The sequence below is a fragment of the Vibrio fortis genome (assembly GCF_024347475.1).
Classification (GTDB): domain Bacteria; phylum Pseudomonadota; class Gammaproteobacteria; order Enterobacterales; family Vibrionaceae; genus Vibrio; species Vibrio fortis.
This window is the reverse complement of sequence record NZ_AP025487.1, coordinates 1,670,921-1,688,741: the sequence shown is the minus strand read 5'-3', so window position 1 is coordinate 1,688,741 and position 17,821 is coordinate 1,670,921. Positions and strand designations below refer to the sequence as shown.

The window sequence follows — 17,821 nt, the reverse complement described above, 5'->3', positions numbered from 1 at the left end:
TTACCAAGGCAGCTCTTCACCATCGTACGCAAAGAAGCGACCACTCTCTTCTGGCGTTGATCTTTCAATAATACTCAATAATTGACGGGCTACATCGTCTGCATCGAACAGTTTTCCTTCAGGAACATTGGTCTGAAAGGGCTTGGAGAGCGGGGTATCGGTCGTTCCTGGATGCAAAGAGAGGATCGTTGCTTTCTTGGCAATACGGCTCCACTCGATAGAGATAGATTTAATCAGCATATTGAGTGCCGCTTTAGAGGAGCGATAGCTGTACCAACCGCCCAAACGGTTATCACTGATGCTTCCAACCTTGGCTGAAATGGTTGCAAGCTTACCTGAGGGAGAACGTTTCAATAAAGAGGTAAAATGCTTTGCAAGAAGTAGAGTCGGAAGCGCGTTAGTCGTCATGTTCTCTAAGAAAAACTCTGAGTCGACGGTGTTTAGGCTCTTTTCTGGCTTATGAGTCGTTGTGTGAAGTATCCCAACACAATTGATCACCCAATCCAACGAAGTGAAGTGGGATGCGAGTTGTTGTACATCTGATTCTTTAGTGATGTCGACCTTATGCCATGTGACATTATCGATAGAGAAGTCTGGCTTGCCATTGCAGAACGTCGTATGGATGTTGGCTGCGGGATCTATTGTTTGCAACTGTTTAACAATGGCTTTACCTATACCGCCAGAGCCTCCAATCACTAACACCGTCTTTATCGCGTTTTCCATTACAAATCCTCCAAATGTTCGAGGTAAGTTTCAGCACGTTTTAGCGTCTTTTCTTGCTCCTGTTCGTCCATATTGTCCCAAGAGCGATAGATCATTCCCATTCTTGGGTTTCGAGTGAGTTGTTCGCGGTGCTTTGTCATGAAACGCCAGTACAGGCTATTGAACGGACAAGCATCTTCATCGCTTCTCGACTTCACGTTGTAGTGGCAACCCTTACAGTAATCACTCATCTTATTGATGTAAGCACCACTCGCAGCATAGGGCTTGGTGCCAACAATCCCACCATCAGCAAACAGAGCCATACCACGTGTATTCGGCATTTCAACCCACTCTACAGCGTCGATATAAATGCCAAGGTACCATTCATCAACTTGGTTTGGATTTAGCTCGGCGATCAAACTGAAGTTTCCAGTCACCATCAGTCTCTGAATATGATGGGCATAAGCAAATTCGTGTGACTGCTTGATGGCTTGTTTCATACACTGCATTTTGGTTTCACTATCCCAAAAATAGTGAGGTAGTGGACGTGATGCTTGAAAGTGATTAATGGTTTTGTAGCGCGGCATATTGGCCCAATAAACGGCTCGAATGTACTCCCGCCAACCTAGGATTTGACGTACGAACCCCTCAACCTGAGAAATATCGATGTTTGCGTTACTGTGGTAAGCAGCAAGCGCCGCATCGATTGTTTCTTGGGGAGTAATGAGTTTGCTGTTTAAGCTGAATGACAAACGACTATGGTATAAGCTCCAACGAGAACTATGACCTTTGGTCATGGCATCTTGAAAACGACCAAATAAGGGCAGGCAGGTATGGCAAAAGTGTGCGAGCAGCGACAAGCTTTGTGAACGATTAATCGGCCATAGAAGTCTCGTCTTATCGATATCACCAATGGTTGCAATAACATGCCTTTCCATGCGTTCAACAATGTCGCTTACATCGTTAGCAAACATCAAAGGCGAGGGTAGCGCTTCAATATCTTTTGGCTTGAGCTTGTTTCGGTTGTTGCCATCGTAGTTCCACTTTCCGCCCACAGGTTTGCCGTCGTCCATCAATATTGCGAAGCGCTTGCGCATTCTACGATAGAAATGTTCCATCATGATGTGCTTGCCCGCTGGGAATTGAGGCTCAATCTCGTCAAATGGCAGAAGGAAATGTTCGGTGCAGGTGCAGAGTTTTACTGCTTTCGGTAGCTTGAGTTGAGCTAGCTGACTTAACAGTCTGTACTCATCAGGGCGTAGGTACTCAAACTTTTCCGCCTCAAACTCTGTCGTGTAGTGCACGATCAAATCATTCAGTGTTGGAAACTGTTGAGTGTCGTCCAGTGTCAGGTGCAGCACCTCATGACCTTCATCTTTCAGTTCGGAAGCGAAAGCCGCCATTGCGCTAAAAAATGCCGCGACTTTTTGACTGTGGTGTTTGACGTAGCCAGTCTCTTGGTGGAGCTCGGCAATGATGTACAGGACACTAGAATCACGGTTAGAGAACCAAGAGTGTTGAATATTGAGTTGATCACCCAGTATTAAGCGTACAGTTTTGAAATTCATTCTCTATTCCTATTCGGCTATCTGGTGCTGTTTGTCAGTGGTGACCCATCGGCGAATAAAGTCATGTTGTGGGTCGTACATTTGAGTCTGCTTATCAAGATCAAAGTGGCGAGCCTGTTGTCCGTTCATGCCAGCAATATAGGACCAGTTACCCCAGTTAGACGCGACATCGTAATCGACCAATTGAGTTTCAAAGTAAGCTGCTCCCCAACGCCAGTCACAACCTAGCTCGTAAACAAGACAGCTTGCAGCCAATTGCCTGCCACGGTTAGACATGTAACCAGTTGCGTTCAACTCGCGCATGCACGCGTTAACAATCGGGTAGTTGGTATTGCCCGTTTTCCATAGGGAGAAAGCCTTTAAAGCTTCAGAGTTTGGTGAATCACCAATGTGAGGTTTTTTAATCACAGGTTTTGAAAAGAGAGCATGTCCTGCAACGCGCGCACTCCAATAAAAATATTCACGCCAAAGCAGTTCGAATTTAATCCAGTAAGTTGATTCGTTCGATCCATGCAGATCTTCGTATTGATGAAGCGTGCTGACTATAGTCTTTGGTGACAAACAACCCACTGCTAACCATGGCGAAAGCTTGGTGGAGTGACTCATACCATCAAATGCGTTTCGGGTTTGTTTGTAATGGCTGGCATAAGAGTGTTGGAAATAGTTTTTTAAATGTGTAAGCCCGGCACTTTCTCCTCCTTCAAATAGAGTAAAGCTTGTTGGAATTATTGTGCGTGGAGTAGGGGCTGCATTTGAAAATTTGACTGGCGAAACACTGGGATTACTCTGGAGAGCATCGTTCAGCGAACCTGAAACTTCAGGAAGTCTTGGAACTGGATTTTGTGGAGTACTATTTAAAAGGTCACTCTCAGCCTCGACAGTTTTTCGAAAACGCGTAAAGGAACTCGGAAGCTTGCTCATTTCAAATGGTAGCTGTTCAATGTCGAGCAAAGTGTTGTTACTAGTGGTGATAAATTCGATGTTAGGCAATGAGCGTTGCACCTTTATGATTAAGTCACGTTCATCACTACCGGGGTGTTGGTTGTAGTAAACATAACTTACTTGGCACGTTTCGATTAGTTGAATTAGGTCATCAGCTTTGATGTTTTTTAATGTATATAGGCGTTGATTTTGCGCGTCGAAGTGTTGAGCGAGATCTTCAAGAGATTGTTGCCAGAACGTTAATCTCTGCTGTCCAATTTGCTTTTCAACAGAATGTTGTTGAACGAATGGAGAGATGTGAATAGGCATAACGACGCCTATCAATTCGTCAACTTGGTTGCATGCAGCTGACAGAAGTTCATTGTGCAAAAAGCGTAGGTCGTTAGTAAAAAAGTAAAGGCCAATTTTTTTCATCTTTGTGCTTCTCTTGATACGAATCGCGTAAGTTGATAACCAGTAATAGTTACGATCCAGTTGCGCTTTTAGATCAGGTGAGAGCAGTAAGAATGGGTAGAAAAATCAAAGAGGAAGCGTGACTACCGAGCATCACGTAGATTGAAAAAATAAGCGCGATGCTCGGCAAGGTTTCAAATATCCGACTATTCAATGGGTACCACTAAAATATCGACAGGTGACTTATCAATAAGCTGTTTGGAATGCGAGATAATCTTGCTCCAAAAGTCATGGTGATGGCCGCAAATCAGAAAATCGACTTGGTTAGCCGCAACGGTTTCTTTGAGCTTTTCCGTCAAATCACCCGTTCCCATGAATAGGTGCTTAATATTGTGTTCTGAGTAGGATTCGAAATCTCTTAGCTGTTTAACTGCATCTTCATTGAATGGGAGTTCACCGCTGTGCTGTTTAATGTCCACCAACTCAGGGTATATCTCACCATGCGTACCATCGATATAAACGAAAGAAAGATCGGCATCGAGTTTGTTGGCAAAAAATGTCGCTCTATCAATTAAGATATTTGTGTCTTGAGACAGCTCTATCGCGACGAGTATGTGTTTGTAGTCCATAGCTCACCTCTCTTATCTAGGGTCTATAAATAGCATAGAATTTCGCCAGTAAAATTCCTTCGAACGGATCTCATATTAAACAAAATGCTCATATCTATTTGTTCTAAAGGAGGAAGTTTCTATTACACTGATAGTTCCCTCAGCATTACCTGAATAACTTTGAACTAAGAATTACACCGATTTATATAAGCGCTTAAAATTCTTGTAAATATGAGAACAAAAACCGAGCGATCTCTGAAATTTTGCCATTGGCTCTCAATACGTATTCAACTGATGTCGTAATCTATGAATAGATTTTGAAGACTAACGAGAGAGGAATGCATTATGACTAATGATCGCCATGGAATATCCGTTGGAGTAGAGCGAATCGACCATGAATATGTACTAATGTTCAAAGCGACAGGGCACTTAACCCACCAAGATTATCTCGCCTTAACCCCTAAACTCGAATCGGCACTGAAAACGGTCGGTTCTGAAAACATTAAAATGGTTGCGGATATAAAAGAGCTCAACGGTTGGGATATCAGAGCCGCGTGGGACGACTTAAAACTGGGGATTAAGCTGAGAACCAATTTAGGCAAAGTCGCTATTTACGGTGATAAAGGCTGGCAGGAGCTAGCGTCTAAAGTAGGCAGTTTGTTTATCGCTGGTGAGGTCAAACAGTTCACTGAATATGATGATGCTATCGATTGGGTAACAGCGGCAACGTAATCAATCTATTCGACCTCTTTTGATTTTCAATGCGTTGTCTCGATTTTCGGCATACAATTTGGGCAACGCATGCATTTGATTATCTATCCAAATGCGAACCTATAACTGGATACGAACCCCTGTTGAGACACCATAGGGCGTATTTGTATCTTGCCGAGCATTACCATGAGAAAAGCCTACGTTGTTGAAGGCGATATTAACGCCAAGAAGCAAAAAGATGCCTATCCAAAACGAGTGCTGTGTGAACAGTGTGTGTCCTCTTTTATTGTCATCAGTGAAGGCGATAGAACTTACCAAGCGTGTGACAGTTGCGGCGATGACTCGTAACGCTGATTTACAACTCAACCTTCCTAAATGTAGACGTTTACTGTGAACAACTATTTTGAAAGTCCCTTTGCGGGCAAGTCTCTTAAAGAGCAAGTCACCAACCCGAACATCATTGTTGGTGAGCATAGCTACTATTCCGGCTATTACCATAACCATAGCTTTGACGATTGTGCTCGTTATCTTGCACCAGACAGAGATGATGTCGATAAATTAATCATTGGCAGCTATTGCTCGATTGGCTCTGGTGCCGTGTTTATGATGGCGGGAAACCAAGGACATCAGCATGATTGGGTCAGTACCTTTCCTTTCTTCTACCAAGACGATGAAAAATTTGAAGGAGCGATCGATGGCTTCGAACGTTCTGGAGACACTGTGATTGGTAATGATGTCTGGGTTGGCTCAGAGGCGATGATCATGAGTGGCGTAAAGGTTGGAGACGGTGCCATTATCGCCAGCCGCGCAGTGGTAACCAAAGACGTTGAGCCGTACTCAATTGTCGGCTCTAATCCGGCTCGTCATATCCGCTATCGTTTTAGCGAAACTGAAATTACACAGTTGCTAGAAATGAAATGGTGGGAATGGAATGAAGAGCAACTCAAAGGTGCAATGTCCTTGATGTGCTCTTCTGATATCGATGGCTTGTACCAGTATTGGAAGACCTTTGCTTAGTACCTTCTGCTTGGTAAATTGAATCGTGATTTAGCTAGATGCCGGCTCCGACTTGAAAGTAGAGCGCGGTATCTTCTTCGCTAAACGCAATATCAATCCCCGAAATTAGGCCATACCGTCTCGCGATAAGGTATCGGAAGCCAACGCCATACGCTGAGTGTGAGCTTTGGTCGAACATATCGCTGTCACTGTCGCCAGCATAGCCAATCCCAGTAAACACACCTGTTGACCAACGGGGCGTCCATTGTTTGCTTACTTGCACCTCTGCCGCAAAGGTATGCTCTCCTTGATAGCGGTTTCTCGCAATACCCCTTAACTGAATGTCTGGATAGTATTGAGGCGATAGAAAGCGTTCATCAGTCGACAGGGATTTATATTGGCCCCGCAACGCGAGATTCCATTCCTTGTTGATCTCCCAATAATTCAATCCCTCTAGATTGAACGTTTGATAGTTGTAATCACTGCCAAGTCCATCACCAAACCATAGATACTCAGCGACATAGTTATAGCCTTGAGTTGGATTTAGAAAGCTGTTTTTACTGTCGTACTCAACGATTAAACCCAAGCCTGATGAAGTAGGCGAGGTATTTCCAATATTATTTAGGATCTCTTGTGCTTTTGGATGGTTATTTAACGATAAGTTAGGCGCAAAAAATTGCTGCGATAAACCGACTAGCCATGGTGTATCTTGGATTCGAAACTGAAGCTTTTGTATTCCTCCCATGCCTTTTAAGCCGAGCTCGATACCTTCGTTTGGAGCGAGGGGTGAAAGAGCATCTGATGAGCTTTGTCGGTAGAAAGTCATATTGATATCGCCATAACCCAAACCACCAAGGTAGCGTATTGAATCTTCTTTCCAGCTTCGCTTGTGACCAATAAATGCCATCCAAGTGCCATTTTCTGTCGCAAAGCCACCGACTGCGGTGATTGCTGGTGTTAAGAGTTGTACACCTCCATCAAGGGACTTCTCCGCCAGTGCTTTGCGTGTGTTTTTCTGCTCTTCTGATTCATGAAGAAAGATACCGGTGAAACCACCACCATAGCCAACGGCTGGCTCCGTAATTAGAATCGGGACAGGCAAAAAGCCATAGGCATTTTCAGCTAGGTATTCACCCATGTCTAAGTGACCATCGATTTGGTCGATAAAACTCACTGCACCTGCTGTTGCAGAGAACAGTACGAGCGTGCTCGCGGCTAGGGGTTTTAAGTTCATAACGTTCCGTATTATTCACTGTCCAATAACTTCAGTGTAATCAAACAAATAGATAGCGCAATAAAACGAACGTTATTAAGTAAGTTAGGTGTTTAAAGGTGGATCTATGATTAAAATTTGGAATACCTTAAGTATGTGTTGTTTCAATGTGATTTGAGTGAATGATTGATTATAAACAGTTTGCATAGAACGGCATGCCGCATTAACGTGGTGAAAGATTGGGAGGCATTATGATTAGTTGCAGTGATTACGATTATATTGAAATTGTGTGTATGCACAGGTACCCAGTTAAACTCACTTTACACTCCGGTGAACAGGTCGAGGGTGTTGCTTTAGATACCCAACGCAACCAAGACAAAGATGAATGTATTAAGTTAAGTGTCGCTGGACAAGAACAACTTGTTGTATTGACAGGGATTGCTGAATTAGAAGTGTGTGTCGATAACCCCCATTTTAAGCAAAAATTTTTTAAAACCTTGTAGGGGTGACATATGAATACTTCGATAGAGCATTGCTACTGCACATCTTGTCGTGAGCGTACGCAACATGTTGTTGTTTTGGTGAGAAAGGAGAGTGAATTCGCGGGTAAACCAAATCAAAAGCGGCTTGAGTTTATTTCCGGTCTGGTCAAAGGCTGGTTTTTAGGCGGTTTTATCGCTGCGATGGATGAATTTTCTCGCCATGTTGTTTGTGAAAAGTGCGGACATAAAGAGATTCAAGATTAGAATTGACTCGGCTTAACGATTGATACGTTAACATGGCTCAGGGAATAGAAGAGTGAAAGAACAAACATTAGAGGCAGTAAAAGCGTATGGCTTTGCGGTAAGAACGAATAATACTGATGAAGTTGACCAAGCTAAGGCGAAAATTGGTGAGTTGTGGCAAGGCTTTTTCGAACAAGCTTTTCCTAAGCTAACTCCGGACTCAAAGGTTTACGGCGTTTACACCAATTATGAGTCGGATTTTACCGGTGATTTTGATGTGATTGCATGTACCAATGCTCTCACTGATAACACCATTGACCAATTGGTCGAAACAAAAATCAAAGCAGGAAAATATCTTACTTTCTCAGCAGAAGGCGAGTTGCCACAAGCGGTGATCGATCTATGGGGAGAAGTTTGGGCGTATTTTAACGCGCCAGATTGTCCACATACGCGAACCTACACAACAGACTTTGAGTTGTATAAAGGTGAAACTGAAGTCGAGATTTCAATTGCGATTCAATAATCTTTGAGCGCGGATATTTCGCGTAAAAGTTAATGAAATAAAAGAGCCGTTCGGTATGAGTGGCTCTTTTGCTGTTTGGTCTTATCCAAAAAGACAATCTTGTTTAGTGTCATTCCACAATGGGTACTGTTTCATTACTTGGGTATAGAGCTTACTTTCCAGGTGAGTTCGTAACCAACGTCCTACATTCTGGTATTCAGACTGCACAAACCATTTCTTTTCCACTCTTACAAACTGGCTAACGAAAGGCATAACGGCAAAGTCGGCTAGGCTAGGTGAATCTCCAAACAAATAGTCGTGCTGGGCCAGTTTTCGTTCAAGCTCAGTGATAAAGGCTTCACACAAGTTTCTACGCTGCTCGATGTCGTCATTTCGATAGCGGACTGAAGCGCGATACTTTTCTAAGTGACCAATAAACTTATTGTCATTGTGTTGGATGAGCTGGTGGATTTGGTCACTAAGTGAAGGATTACCCGAACGAAGAAGATCTTGAGGATCGTTTTGTTGAAGCGCCCACATCATCACATCTAAACTCTGCTCAATAACCTCTCCATCGGGTAATAATAATACTGGGACTGTACCTTTTGGCGAGCACTCAAGCAGTTGCTCTGGCTTATCCTTAGTGACAATTTCACGGATTAAGACTTGTTGATTTGCAAGGAGAATTCCTAATCGTCCACGCATTGCATAAGGGCAGCGACGGAGTGAATAAAGGATAGGCAAGTCTTGAGGAGTCTTTGTTGTCATTAGGTTTAAAAGTTGCTGTGCGGTGGTAAAGGGTTGGTGATGTGGGTAGAATACGCGGCTTAAAAATTATAAGTAAGTGAGCGACTTCAAAAATGAGCAGAAAAATTGAGTTATTAGCCCCAGGTGGCGATGTAGAGGCGATCAAAGCAGCTATCGTTGCAGGTGCTAATGCGGTCTATTGTGGACTGGGTACATTCAACGCCCGTAACCGCGCCTCGAATTTATCTTTAGACGAACTGAACGGCATTATTCGTCTTGCTCATGAGTACGGTTGTCAGATCTTTCTGACCCTGAATGTCGTGTTACTTGAGAGCGAAATCAAGAACATCAGTAAGCTTCTAAACCAGCTTGTGAACACCAAGGTTGATGGCATCATTGTCCAAGACTTGGGTCTGTTTGATCTGGTGAAGAAATACTTTCCAACGATTGATGTTCACGCTTCTACCCAGCTAACTACGCACAACGAAGGCCAAATCAAGTTCTTAGCTAAGATCGGTGCGTCACGCGTGAACTTATCGCGTGAGTTAAACCTGCCTGAGATTAAAGAGCTGACTCAAGTTGCGCATGACCACGATGTTCTAACAGAAGTCTTTGTTCATGGCGCTTTGTGTATCGCGTTTTCTGGCCAGTGTTACTCAAGCTCAGTGAGTGTCGGTAACTCAGGTAACCGCGGTCGCTGTTCACAGGCGTGTCGTGATGAATATGAGATTACTGATGCAGGTAACCGCTACCCACTTAATTTGAAAGACAATTCCGCTTACTACGATTTGCCAGAACTGGTAGATGCTCAGGTCGATTCACTCAAAGTAGAAGGCCGTATCAAGGGCGCTCACTATGTTTACACCGTGATTGATACGTGGCGTAAACAGATCGATAGTTTCATTGAAAGTGGCGATCTGATTGATGATGATTCAAATCTTCACAAGGTATTCAACCGCGACTTCACCAACTCTTTCTTAAAGGGCAACCTAACGAAAGAGATGTTCATCGATAACCCGCGTGACAACAGTAAAAACTACGCGGTAGAGCAGGCGGCTAAGCAAGTTCAACAGTTTGATCCAAATGCAGACGACGCGATTTCTGTGGTTCAGATCGAAGATGTCAGCAAAGATCTTCATGCTGCGAAAGATGTGCTAGGCGATGAGATGCGCAGCAAAATTCAGTATCTGGATATTCGTAAGACACCAATCAAGCTCGCTTTCAACGCCTGTGAGGGGCAGCCATTGGTGGTATCAGTGATTTCTGACAAAGATAACTTTGAAGTGAAGTCAAAGTCAGTACTGATCGCCGATGGTGAAAAGCCATTGACCCAAGAGGTACTAGAGAAACGCTTCAAATCACTTCGCAGCGGGATTCACTCACTCGAAGGTCATGATTTTACACAGTTCAACGAAGGTCTATTTGTCTCTTTGAAAGAGCTAACTCAGCTAAAAGAAGAGATCGACTTTATCTTGAATGGTTCTGTGGACGTTGTGAAGAATGTTGATGTTCCCGCGCTACCGAAGTTTGGCAAAGTGAACGAGACACCGACACTGTCTTTGTTGATTGCTGACACTGCCGATCTGCACCTTTGTGATGTAACGGACGCGGACATCTACTTCAAGCTGCCTGAGAGCTACAAAAAGCGCAATAATAAGTACATTGATATTCTCTCTGAAAACCCGCGCTTGATCCCTTGGTTCCCTGCTGTCTTAATTGGTAAAGATTACGTTGAAGCGGTACGTATTCTTGAAACGGTTAAACCAAAGCGTATCGTTACTAACAATACTGGTATTGCTTACAAGGCGTATGAGATGGGAATCGAATGGGTGGCGGGTCCATTCATGAATACGACCAATTCACACGCTTTGTACACGCTAAAAGAGCAGTTGAACTGTTCAGGTGCTTTTCTTTCAAACGAACTGAACAAAGGTCAACTGCGCCATGTTCGTCGTCCTGAAGGCTTTAAGCTTTACTACAGCATTTATCACCCAATCCTAATGATGACCAGCCGCCAATGTTTCTTCCAAAGAACAGTTGGCTGTAACAAGCCTGCTATTGAAGACGGTTGTATGCTGCGATGTGAGAAAGCAACGACCATCACCAATGTGAAAGGCACTTCATTTGCGGTAGATAAGCAGAAGGGCGGTTACCCAAGTATTTACAACCATGAGCAATTCTTAAACCAAGATGCGGTGGCAGACCTTTCAAATCTGTTTGATGAGTTCTTTATCGACCTTACTGATATCGGTTCTGGTTCAAAAGAGAAAGCAGACAAGGTTGAGTTGATTAAACAGTTTGAAGCGCTTTTGAAGGGTGATCAAACCGCAACGGATAACCTAAACCACTTAGTGCAGATCAGAACCAACAACCAATACGTTCAAGGTTTGTAATCAGACACACTCATAAAAAAACAAAGGCCACTCAATCGAGTGGCCTTCTTAATTCTAATAAATATATCTAGGGCGTGTTGATCTTTCGAGTTGGTTTTTGCAGCGAGTTGCTGGGTATTTATACAAGGCAGAGGCTTTGATGTGTAGCTAGCCTACATGAGAAGCCGATAACGCAGTAGAAATGACCAGCAAACGCTGCCCGAAGGGTTCGTCTAAAAGCGTTTTACTCTTTGTTGAGGGAGATTTGCTTAGAATGACTAGGTTACTTCTCCCTCGCCGCGATTAAAACGCTTTTGACTAGGCGTTCCCATCCGAACAAAATTTAACCACGAAAGGTCAACACGCCCTAGTTACTCAGCGACTGTTTCTTGCTTAAAGCATGGGCTTTTTAGCGTGCTCATGTTTTGAATTTCATTTAGCAATCGGACAGAGAGTAGCGCTTTCTGGTTAGATGCAAAGTCAAACATCACAATCGTTGCTGTACCGATAGTGGTGACTTTTTGTTGTGCCTTACTGACGATAGCGTATTCCATGGTAAAGCGGTCGTCTTGAACTTCTGTCACTTTAGAACCTACTAACAATGTGTCAGGGTAGGTGACTGGGCGGAAGTATTTGCAGTAAGTATCACCGAGCACTGGGCCAACTTTGGTGACAGCCATCTCTTCCATAAGCTCAACGTGCTTGAAAAAGTCTAAGCGAGCGGTTTCAAAATAGCGAAAGTAGACCGCGTTGTTTACGTGGTTGAGTGCGTCCATCTCTCCCCAAGCCACGGGGATTTCTGTGATTACAGGATATTCAGATAATAGTGCTTCCATGCAGACTCTCTTATTGTGGTTAGAATGATCTTTGAGAAATCATGAGTTATTGGAATAAAAACACTATCGCCATTTTAACATTGCTGCAACATAGAAAATGGCGAGCTGTGACTTGTGACCAATGAGCAAATACTCATCAATTTCGTTGACTAGCCACGTACGTGTTTAAACTGCAGTTCTACCAGTCGCTGGTAAAGGTCGCAGCTTTTCATGAGCGAGTCGTGATTCCCTAAATCCACCAGTTTTCCTTGGTCAAGCACGGCAATTTGATCGGCGTGTTTGATGGTCGAAAGTCGGTGGGCAATGATGAGAGTTGTTCGTCCTTTCATGAGCTCTTCCAGGGCTTGTTGGACATGGTGTTCGCTTTCACTATCGAGCGCGCTGGTGGCTTCGTCTAATAACAGAATGTTTGGATCTTTTAAGATCGCGCGGGCAATCGCGATACGTTGACGTTGTCCCCCAGATAAGCGAACACCTCGCTCGCCTAAGAAGCTGTTGTAGCCTTCAGGTAGCGACATAATAAAGTCGTGAGCATGCGCTTTTTTTGCTGCTGCAATGACTTCTTCATCAGTGGCATTTGGATTCCCGTAACGAATATTGTGGAACACATCGTGACTAAACAGAGCGGGTTGTTGTGGCACCAACGCCATTTGCGAGCGCAATTCGTTAGGATCAAACTGATGAAGCGGAACGCCGCCAAGTGTAACGCTACCAAGTTGCGGGTCATAGAAGCGTTGCAGGAGTTCGAATAGCGTTGTTTTACCGGCGCCAGACGGCCCAACGAGCGCCAATACCTTCCCTTCTTCGGCTGTCATAGTGAGAGCCGTCGTTGCTGGATCATCTGGGCGAGAAGGGTAGCTAAAGGTGACATCATTGAAGGCAACCTCTGCCGATAACCCGTCGATGGGTTGAGGGTGGTCAACTGGAGCAACAATATGACTCTCAACGTGTAAAATCTCTATCAACCTCTCAGTTGCACCTGCTGCACGTTGAAGTTCACCCATTACCTCTGAAATAGTGCCAAGCGATGAGGCGACCATAATTGCGTAAAATACAAATGCGCCCAGATCACCTGCCGACATAGTGCCACTAATCACGTCACTACCACCGACCCACAGCATCCCGGAGATAGCGCTGAACACGATCAGAATTACGCCAGAGATTAGAATCGCACGCTGTTTAACGCGTTGACGCCCAATCTCGTAAGCCTTTTCTACCTCTTTACCAAATGAAGCGATCTCTTGTTGTTCGTGACTATAGCTCTGTACGGTTTTGATGTGCTCTATTGCTTCGCCAGCATAAGAACCGACATCGGCCATTGAATCTTGGCTCTGACGAGAAAGCGTCCTTACACGTCGACCATAAACTAGAATCGGAACCAGAACGAAGGGAACGGATGCCAAAACGATTAGGGTAAGTTTGATATTGGTCGCGAACAGCATGATCACAGCGCCGATACACATCAATGCACTACGCATCGCCATTGAGAACGATGAGCCAATAATGCTCTGTAGCAGGGTAGTGTCAGTAGTGATACGTGACATAATGTCACCACTGCCGTTGGTTTCAAAATAACTCGGATGCAGGGAGACCACATGTTTGAACACCGCTAAACGTATATCGGCACTGACCCGTTCTCCGACTGATGACACCAAGTAAAAGCGGAAGAAAGTCCCGACTGAGATTAAACCAATGATCACCAACATAAATTGAATCGCATTGCCCAGTTCACCGGTTGAACGCTGGGTAAAGCCTTGGTCAATCAAGATTCGTACACCATGACCGACGGTAAGCGTCAGACTCGCGGTGAAAATAAGCGCTATTAACGCGATAGCGACTTTGGTTCGATACGGCTTAATGAACTGAAAGAGCTCAAGTAAGATCTTCAGGCTCTTTTTCGTATTCTCGGGCGGTTGTGTGATTTGCTCTTCAAGCGTAGAAGCAGAGTCGGACATTAGACTACCTTTATGTTGGTTGATAACTCATTAGAGCATGTTATCGCTGGCCAAAATGTGCGATACCGAATGATCTTGGAGATGGTTATTATTCTAACTATATGACTCACTGAGCTTATTTTAAACCACTTCACACCGGATTAAGCGGTTGCACATAACTATCTTCAAACTCACTCTACCAATACTTATTCACCGAATATCTCGATATTTGTTAACTTAAAATGTAGCGCTGTCCAATGCTTGTTTTATAAAACAGAGGTGAAACGTTTGCTAATTAATACGCCTTTCTTGTAATTCAATAAGATAGATGTAGAACTTATACGACCAGACAAATAGCCTACATTTTGCGCAATATCTGTTACAAAAATTCAACAAAGTAAATTTTTATACATTTTTCTTGCATAAAAGGTCTAAATGAATAGAATAACCAACAAATGACAATTAATGCAGTATTTTGGCATGAGTATTCAAGTAAAGAGCATCAACAAATCGTATGGCGACATCCAAGTTCTTCACGACATTTCGTTTAATTGCGAAAGCGGTGAAACACTGGTTTTACTTGGCCCAAGTGGTGCCGGTAAGAGCTCGTTGCTTCGTGTATTAAACCTGTTGGAAATTGCAGACGATGGCCAGCTAGAGATTGCTAGTGAGTCGTTTGATTTTTCAAGCTCAATCCCAGAGAAACAGGGCCTACAACTTCGTCGTAAAGTTGGAATGGTTTTTCAACAGTACAACCTTTGGCCACACATGACGGTGATTGAAAACCTGATTGAAGCGCCAGTAAAAGTTGCCGGAATGGACAAGCAAGAGGCGATTGCTCAAGCGAAGAAAGTTCTAGAAACACTGCAATTAGCTGATAAAGCCGATGCGTGGCCGCTAAAACTTTCCGGTGGTCAGCAACAACGTGTCGCGATTGCACGTGCTTTGATGATGAAACCAGATGTGTTGCTGTTTGATGAACCAACCGCCGCGCTAGACCCTGAAATCACTAACCAAGTTGTCAGCATTATTAAAGAGTTAAGCGGAACCGGCATCACTCAAGTGGTGGTGACTCATGAAGTCGATTTCGCGAAAAAGATTGCTAGCCATGTTCTCTACCTAGAAAAAGGGTACATCGTAGAGCACGGTACGAGCGATGCGTTTATCAATCCGCAGACTCCTCAGTTTGCTGAATACCTGATGCACTAGCTCTACTCAAAGAACCAGATTTAGTAAAAACACAACATCAACTAAAACCAATCAAATTATAAGAATGGCCACAGGCCGCTATTACACTGTATTCGGAGTAAAAAAATGAAAAAGATTCTGCTAGCTTCACTTATCGGCCTTGCTTCTTTTAACGCAACGGCACAACAAGAAATCAAGTTCGCAATGGAAGCGACATACGCACCATTCGAGTTCATGGATGAAAACAATCAAATCCAAGGTTTCGATGTTGATCTAGCAAACGCGTTGTGTGAAGAGATGAAAGCAAAGTGTACTTTCCATAACCAAGCGTTCGATAGCTTAATCCCAGCGCTTAAATTTAAACGTTACGATGCTGCAATTTCGGCAATGGATATTACTGATGCCCGTCTAAAGCAAGTGAACTTCTCTAACGCTTACTACGATAACTCGGCTGCATTCATTTCTATTGAAGGCAAAGTCGCAGACCAAGCCGCACTAGAAGGCAAGCGTGTCGGTGTTCAAAACGGTTCAACACACCAAAGCTACCTACTAGAGCAGATGACTGGCGTAACAGCAGTACCTTACTCAAGCTACCAAGATGCGTTCATCGACATGAAAAACGGTCGTATCGATTCAGTATTCGGTGACACAGCGGTAGTAGCTGAGTGGTTTAAAAAGCAAGACAACCTAACGTACGTTGGTGATCAAGTAACTAACCAAGAATATTTCGGTAATGGCTTTGGTATCGCGGTAAACAAGAGCAACCAAGAGCTAGTTGACCAATTGAACGTGGCGCTAGCGGCTGTGAAAGCGAACGGCGAATACGACGAGATCTTCAACAAGTACTTCGGTAAGTAATATGGAATTAACGGGTTACTCTCTAGGGCTCGTCGAAGCAAGCTGGATGACCATTCAGCTTGCATTTGTCAGCCTATTAGTCGGATTAGTTTTAGCTGTACTGTTTGCAAGTGGAGAGATGTCTCGACGTATCGCGATTAAATGGCCAACCACGGCGTTTGTAACTATGGTTCGTGGTTTACCAGAGATCTTAGTAGTCTTGTTTATCTACTTTGGCTCGACTCAAGTGCTGTTTATGATCACTGGTGATTTCGTTGAAGTGAGCCCGTTTTTATCTGGTGTTGTTGCACTGTCACTTATTTTCGCGTCTTACGCTTCGCAGACTTTGCGCGGCGCTTTAAAAGCCGTCAGTAAAGGACAAAGAGAAGCAGCAAGCGCACTGGGTATTCCCCAATCGCACGCTTTCTTCAAGATTGTTCTCCCGCAAGCAGTAAGACACGCACTGCCTGGTTTAACTAACCAGTGGCTGGTTCTTCTGAAAGACACAGCATTGGTATCGTTAATTGGTGTGACTGATTTACTAAAGCAAGCACAACTGACTTCTGCGGCAACACACGAAGCATTCACATGGTACGCAACAGCAGCCGCTATTTACTTAGTGATCACCTTGGTGACGCAAAGAGCAGTAAAAGTGATTGACGCGAAATACTCAATCCAAGGCTTAGGTGCAAAAGGAGCGATGGCATGAATGAACAGTACTTCTCTCAAATGCTTGAAGGCCTAGTGACCAGTGTTCAACTTACAGGTGCATCACTGCTTGTCGGCTGTATCTTATCGCTATTAATGACTGTGACTTTGGTGTTAAGGCTTCCAGCTATACACTGGCTGACTCGTGGTATTATTACGTTATTCACAGGTACACCGCTTTTGGTTCAAATCTTCTTGGTGTATTACGGCCCAGGGCAGTTCGATTGGATTCGTGAAAGCTTTATGTGGACTTGGTTAAGTCAGCCATGGTTCTGTGCAATGTTAGCCTTAGCACTAAACACTGCGGCATATAGCACACTGCTATTTAAGGGCGCATTTAACGCGATTCCAGCAGGGCAGTGGGAAGCGTGTCGCGCACTAGGTATGGACAAAGTGGCAACACTTAAAGTGCTACTTCCTTATGCACTGCGCCGCGCGGTTCCAGCCTACTCAAACGAAGTGATCTTGGTATTCAAAGGTACCTCACTCGCGAGCACCATCACCATCATGGATTTGATGGGCTACGCACAGCGTATCAACGGTCAAACCTACGATACTCTAACGGTTTTCGGCATCGCTGGTGCATTCTACCTAGGCGTAAATGGACTACTTACACTGATTTTCCGCCAAGTTGAAAAGAAAGCCCTCGCATTCGAAGCTGCTTAACACGGCTCACTACAATAGATACCAATTATTAAGCCCGCGATCCTGAGAAGGATTGCGGGCTTTTTGTTTAGCAGTGCTCAAAGATAAAGCCGTTGGGAAGTTAATTTTGTGAACTCAATAGTCATGTAAATTTATAAATTACTGAAAATAAATAACTATTGATGATAAGGTGT

General features: G+C 44.0%; 19 protein-coding genes. 11 read left to right on the top strand and 8 right to left on the bottom strand.

Annotation, left to right across the window (positions count from 1 at the left end; translation table 11 throughout):
- The 4 genes from OCV50_RS07280 to OCV50_RS07265 all read right to left on the bottom strand — a co-directional run bounded on the left by OCV50_RS07280 (position 1) and on the right by OCV50_RS07265 (position 4,234).
- Positions 1 to 723, bottom strand: a complete 723-nt coding sequence (locus OCV50_RS07280) for an SDR family oxidoreductase (RefSeq protein WP_261902610.1) — start codon at positions 721 to 723, stop codon at positions 1 to 3.
- Positions 723 to 2,270, bottom strand: coding sequence for a cryptochrome/photolyase family protein (locus OCV50_RS07275; RefSeq protein WP_261902609.1), 1,548 nt, complete (start codon positions 2,268 to 2,270; stop codon positions 723 to 725). The genes OCV50_RS07280 and OCV50_RS07275 overlap by 1 nt, the downstream gene beginning before the upstream one ends.
- A 9-nt stretch (positions 2,271 to 2,279) precedes the next feature.
- Positions 2,280 to 3,626, bottom strand: coding sequence for a DASH family cryptochrome (locus tag OCV50_RS07270; protein ID WP_261902608.1), 1,347 nt, complete (start codon positions 3,624 to 3,626; stop codon positions 2,280 to 2,282).
- 185 nt (positions 3,627 to 3,811) lie between these two features.
- On the bottom strand, positions 3,812 to 4,234 hold the full coding sequence (locus tag OCV50_RS07265) for a universal stress protein (RefSeq protein WP_239840925.1): 423 nt from the start codon (positions 4,232 to 4,234) through the stop codon (positions 3,812 to 3,814).
- A gap of 324 nt (positions 4,235 to 4,558) precedes the next feature.
- On the opposite strand from OCV50_RS07265, the gene OCV50_RS07260 reads away from it, so the two are divergent.
- The 3 genes from OCV50_RS07260 (at position 4,559) to catB (ending at position 5,941) form a co-directional block, all read left to right on the top strand.
- Positions 4,559 to 4,945 carry a SpoIIAA family protein gene (locus OCV50_RS07260; protein ID WP_261902607.1) on the top strand — a complete coding sequence of 129 codons (387 nt, stop codon included), beginning with the start codon at positions 4,559 to 4,561 and terminating at the stop codon, positions 4,943 to 4,945.
- Between the two features lie 165 nt (positions 4,946 to 5,110).
- Positions 5,111 to 5,272 (top strand): hypothetical protein, encoded by a 162-nt coding sequence (locus tag OCV50_RS07255; RefSeq protein WP_261902606.1) that lies wholly within the window; start codon positions 5,111 to 5,113, stop codon positions 5,270 to 5,272.
- 42 nt (positions 5,273 to 5,314) lie between these two features.
- A complete protein-coding gene (catB, locus tag OCV50_RS07250; protein WP_261902605.1) occupies positions 5,315 to 5,941 on the top strand; it encodes a type B chloramphenicol O-acetyltransferase in 627 nt (208 codons plus the stop codon).
- Between the two features lie 34 nt (positions 5,942 to 5,975).
- Here catB and OCV50_RS07245 read toward each other — a convergent pair whose 3' ends face one another.
- Positions 5,976 to 7,154, bottom strand: a complete 1,179-nt coding sequence (locus tag OCV50_RS07245) for a BamA/TamA family outer membrane protein (protein ID WP_261902604.1) — start codon at positions 7,152 to 7,154, stop codon at positions 5,976 to 5,978.
- A 230-nt stretch (positions 7,155 to 7,384) separates the two neighbouring features.
- Here OCV50_RS07245 and OCV50_RS07240 point away from each other — a divergent pair, with 230 nt between their 5' ends.
- The 3 genes from OCV50_RS07240 to OCV50_RS07230 are packed head-to-tail and all read left to right on the top strand — an operon-like array spanning position 7,385 to position 8,381.
- Positions 7,385 to 7,636, top strand: a complete 252-nt coding sequence (locus tag OCV50_RS07240) for a Rho-binding antiterminator (protein WP_239840920.1) — start codon at positions 7,385 to 7,387, stop codon at positions 7,634 to 7,636.
- Between the two features lie 9 nt (positions 7,637 to 7,645).
- The gene (locus OCV50_RS07235) at positions 7,646 to 7,879 is read left to right on the top strand and encodes a hypothetical protein (RefSeq protein WP_239840919.1); all 234 of its coding nucleotides are present in this window, start codon (positions 7,646 to 7,648) and stop codon (positions 7,877 to 7,879) included.
- A gap of 52 nt (positions 7,880 to 7,931) precedes the next feature.
- Positions 7,932 to 8,381, top strand: a complete 450-nt coding sequence (locus OCV50_RS07230) for a GyrI-like domain-containing protein (protein WP_261902603.1) — start codon at positions 7,932 to 7,934, stop codon at positions 8,379 to 8,381.
- 81 nt (positions 8,382 to 8,462) lie between these two features.
- Here OCV50_RS07230 and OCV50_RS07225 read toward each other — a convergent pair whose 3' ends face one another.
- Positions 8,463 to 9,065, bottom strand: coding sequence for a glutathione S-transferase (locus tag OCV50_RS07225; protein ID WP_261904136.1), 603 nt, complete (start codon positions 9,063 to 9,065; stop codon positions 8,463 to 8,465).
- 155 nt (positions 9,066 to 9,220) lie between these two features.
- Between OCV50_RS07225 and OCV50_RS07220 the strand changes: the two genes are divergently transcribed.
- Positions 9,221 to 11,500: a peptidase U32 family protein gene (locus OCV50_RS07220; RefSeq protein ID WP_261902602.1), complete on the top strand. Its 2,280-nt coding sequence runs from the start codon at positions 9,221 to 9,223 to the stop codon at positions 11,498 to 11,500.
- 350 nt (positions 11,501 to 11,850) lie between these two features.
- Here the strand turns inward: OCV50_RS07220 and OCV50_RS07215 are convergent, their stop codons facing one another.
- Both OCV50_RS07215 and OCV50_RS07210 read right to left on the bottom strand, forming a co-directional pair.
- Positions 11,851 to 12,315 carry an acyl-CoA thioesterase gene (locus OCV50_RS07215; protein WP_032548968.1) on the bottom strand — a complete coding sequence of 155 codons (465 nt, stop codon included), beginning with the start codon at positions 12,313 to 12,315 and terminating at the stop codon, positions 11,851 to 11,853.
- 149 nt (positions 12,316 to 12,464) lie between these two features.
- Positions 12,465 to 14,270 carry an ABC transporter ATP-binding protein/permease gene (locus OCV50_RS07210; protein ID WP_261902601.1) on the bottom strand — a complete coding sequence of 602 codons (1,806 nt, stop codon included), beginning with the start codon at positions 14,268 to 14,270 and terminating at the stop codon, positions 12,465 to 12,467.
- Positions 14,271 to 14,729: 459 nt separating this feature from the next.
- Here OCV50_RS07210 and artP point away from each other — a divergent pair, with 459 nt between their 5' ends.
- From artP to artM, 4 genes are all read left to right on the top strand, one after another.
- Entirely contained in the window at positions 14,730 to 15,458 is a 729-nt protein-coding gene (gene artP, locus OCV50_RS07205) for an arginine ABC transporter ATP-binding protein ArtP (RefSeq protein WP_315974596.1), read from the top strand.
- 105 nt (positions 15,459 to 15,563) lie between these two features.
- Positions 15,564 to 16,295 carry a lysine/arginine/ornithine ABC transporter substrate-binding protein gene (locus tag OCV50_RS07200; protein ID WP_239840914.1) on the top strand — a complete coding sequence of 244 codons (732 nt, stop codon included), beginning with the start codon at positions 15,564 to 15,566 and terminating at the stop codon, positions 16,293 to 16,295.
- 1 nt (position 16,296) lies between these two features.
- Positions 16,297 to 16,983, top strand: coding sequence for an arginine ABC transporter permease ArtQ (gene artQ / locus OCV50_RS07195; RefSeq protein WP_032548972.1), 687 nt, complete (start codon positions 16,297 to 16,299; stop codon positions 16,981 to 16,983).
- The gene (gene artM / locus OCV50_RS07190; protein WP_261902599.1) at positions 16,980 to 17,648 is read left to right on the top strand and encodes an arginine ABC transporter permease ArtM; all 669 of its coding nucleotides are present in this window, start codon (positions 16,980 to 16,982) and stop codon (positions 17,646 to 17,648) included. The genes artQ and artM overlap by 4 nt, the downstream gene beginning before the upstream one ends.
- Positions 17,649 to 17,821 lie beyond the last annotated feature (173 nt).

What these genes read in the sequence shown, in the direction of transcription:
- OCV50_RS07280 (WP_261902610.1), bottom strand. Translation starts at nt 723, where the DNA reads ATGGAAAACGCGATAAAGACGGTGTTAGTGATTGGAGGCTCTGGCGGT.
- OCV50_RS07275 (WP_261902609.1), bottom strand. Translation starts at nt 2,270, where the DNA reads ATGAATTTCAAAACTGTACGCTTAATACTGGGTGATCAACTCAATATT.
- OCV50_RS07270 (WP_261902608.1), bottom strand. Translation starts at nt 3,626, where the DNA reads ATGAAAAAAATTGGCCTTTACTTTTTTACTAACGACCTACGCTTTTTG.
- OCV50_RS07265 (WP_239840925.1), bottom strand. Translation starts at nt 4,234, where the DNA reads ATGGACTACAAACACATACTCGTCGCGATAGAGCTGTCTCAAGACACA.
- OCV50_RS07260 (WP_261902607.1), top strand. Translation starts at nt 4,559, where the DNA reads ATGACTAATGATCGCCATGGAATATCCGTTGGAGTAGAGCGAATCGAC.
- OCV50_RS07255 (WP_261902606.1), top strand. Translation starts at nt 5,111, where the DNA reads ATGAGAAAAGCCTACGTTGTTGAAGGCGATATTAACGCCAAGAAGCAA.
- OCV50_RS07245 (WP_261902604.1), bottom strand. Translation starts at nt 7,154, where the DNA reads ATGAACTTAAAACCCCTAGCCGCGAGCACGCTCGTACTGTTCTCTGCA.
- OCV50_RS07240 (WP_239840920.1), top strand. Translation starts at nt 7,385, where the DNA reads ATGATTAGTTGCAGTGATTACGATTATATTGAAATTGTGTGTATGCAC.
- OCV50_RS07235 (WP_239840919.1), top strand. Translation starts at nt 7,646, where the DNA reads ATGAATACTTCGATAGAGCATTGCTACTGCACATCTTGTCGTGAGCGT.
- OCV50_RS07225 (WP_261904136.1), bottom strand. Translation starts at nt 9,065, where the DNA reads ATGCGTGGACGATTAGGAATTCTCCTTGCAAATCAACAAGTCTTAATC.
- OCV50_RS07220 (WP_261902602.1), top strand. Translation starts at nt 9,221, where the DNA reads ATGAGCAGAAAAATTGAGTTATTAGCCCCAGGTGGCGATGTAGAGGCG.
- OCV50_RS07215 (WP_032548968.1), bottom strand. Translation starts at nt 12,315, where the DNA reads ATGGAAGCACTATTATCTGAATATCCTGTAATCACAGAAATCCCCGTG.
- OCV50_RS07210 (WP_261902601.1), bottom strand. Translation starts at nt 14,270, where the DNA reads ATGTCCGACTCTGCTTCTACGCTTGAAGAGCAAATCACACAACCGCCC.
- artP (WP_315974596.1), top strand. Translation starts at nt 14,730, where the DNA reads ATGAGTATTCAAGTAAAGAGCATCAACAAATCGTATGGCGACATCCAA.
- OCV50_RS07200 (WP_239840914.1), top strand. Translation starts at nt 15,564, where the DNA reads ATGAAAAAGATTCTGCTAGCTTCACTTATCGGCCTTGCTTCTTTTAAC.
- artQ (WP_032548972.1), top strand. Translation starts at nt 16,297, where the DNA reads ATGGAATTAACGGGTTACTCTCTAGGGCTCGTCGAAGCAAGCTGGATG.
- artM (WP_261902599.1), top strand. Translation starts at nt 16,980, where the DNA reads ATGAATGAACAGTACTTCTCTCAAATGCTTGAAGGCCTAGTGACCAGT.